The sequence below is a fragment of the Streptomyces sp. 8L genome (genome assembly GCF_020176795.1).
Taxonomy (GTDB): domain Bacteria; phylum Actinomycetota; class Actinomycetes; order Streptomycetales; family Streptomycetaceae; genus Streptomyces.
The window spans coordinates 1-1,128 of the sequence record NZ_JAIUKE010000903.1; the positions used below are offsets into that span (position 1 = coordinate 1).

At 79.3% G+C, this 1,128-nt stretch carries 1 protein-coding gene; it reads left to right on the plus strand.

Features of this window, described 5'->3' with window-relative positions; genetic code table 11:
* A partial coding sequence (locus LCE31_RS39780) for an Lrp/AsnC family transcriptional regulator (RefSeq protein ID WP_308042437.1) occupies positions 1-1,128 on the plus strand: 1,128 nt, incomplete at both ends.

The following is a 1,128-nucleotide window of genomic DNA, read 5'->3' on the forward strand; positions in this document are numbered from 1 at the left end:
CGGCGGCTTCGAGGGCGCGGGCGGGGACATGGGGAGCGGCGGCTTCGAGGAGTCCGACCTCGCCCTCGTGGCCGCGCTGCAACGGGACCCGCGGGCGCCGTGGACCCGTGTGGGCCCGGCCGTCGGTGTGGACGCCACGACGGCCGCGCGCCGCTGGCGGCGCCTCACCGGGCAGGGGCTCGCCTGGGTCACGGGGTACGCGGCGCCGGGCGCCGCCACCCTGGCCTCCGTCGAGATCGAGTGCGAGCCGGGGCGCCTGGCCGGACTCGCCCGCCATCTCTCGGCCCGGCCCTGGGTGTTCACCCTGGAACACGTCGTCGGCGACCACGACCTGGCCCTGCTGGTCGGCGCGGTCGACCTGCCCGCACTCGGGGCCCTGATCGTCGGGGACATCGACGCCCTGCCCGGCATCCGGCGCGTCACGACCCGCCTCATGCTCCGCGTCTACCAGGAGGGCGGCGGCTGGCAGCTCGGGGCACTGCCCCCCGCGGGCCGCGCCCTGCTGGCCGCGCCGCCCCCGCCAGTCGGCTCCGTGCCCGTGCCGGCCGGGCGCTACGACGCCGCGGACCGGGCCCTGTTGCGGTCCCTCGGCGAGGACGGCAGGGCGGGCCCCGCCGCACTCGCGGCGGAGACCGGACTGACCGAGCCGACCGTACGCCGCCGGGTCGGACGGCTGCTGCGGGGCCGGCACCTGCTGCTGCGCTGCGACGTGGCGCAGCCGCTCGCGGGCTGGCCGGGGCTCGTCACGTACCGGATCACGGTGCCGCACGGCGAACTCGACCGCACCGGCGCCGCGCTCGCCCGCCTCCCGCAGACGCGGCTGGCCGCGTCGGTGACCGGCGCGGGCAATCTGCTCCTCAGCGTCTGGCTGCGCGACCTCGACGGCATGGCCGCGCTGGAGGCGCTGTTCGCGCGGCGGTTCCCGCGGCTGCGCGTCGACGCGCGGTCCGTCACCGTCCGGACGGTGAAGCGCATGGGCCGGCTGCTGGACGAGCGGGGCCGCGCCGTCGCCCACCAGCCGCTGGCCCGCAGGTGCGCGGCGGGCGCGCGGTGCCGGGGATGCGAGGAGTGCGGAGCGCCGGCCCCGCCCGCCCGTCCACGCAAGGCTCCGCCGGCCCCATCGGCCCC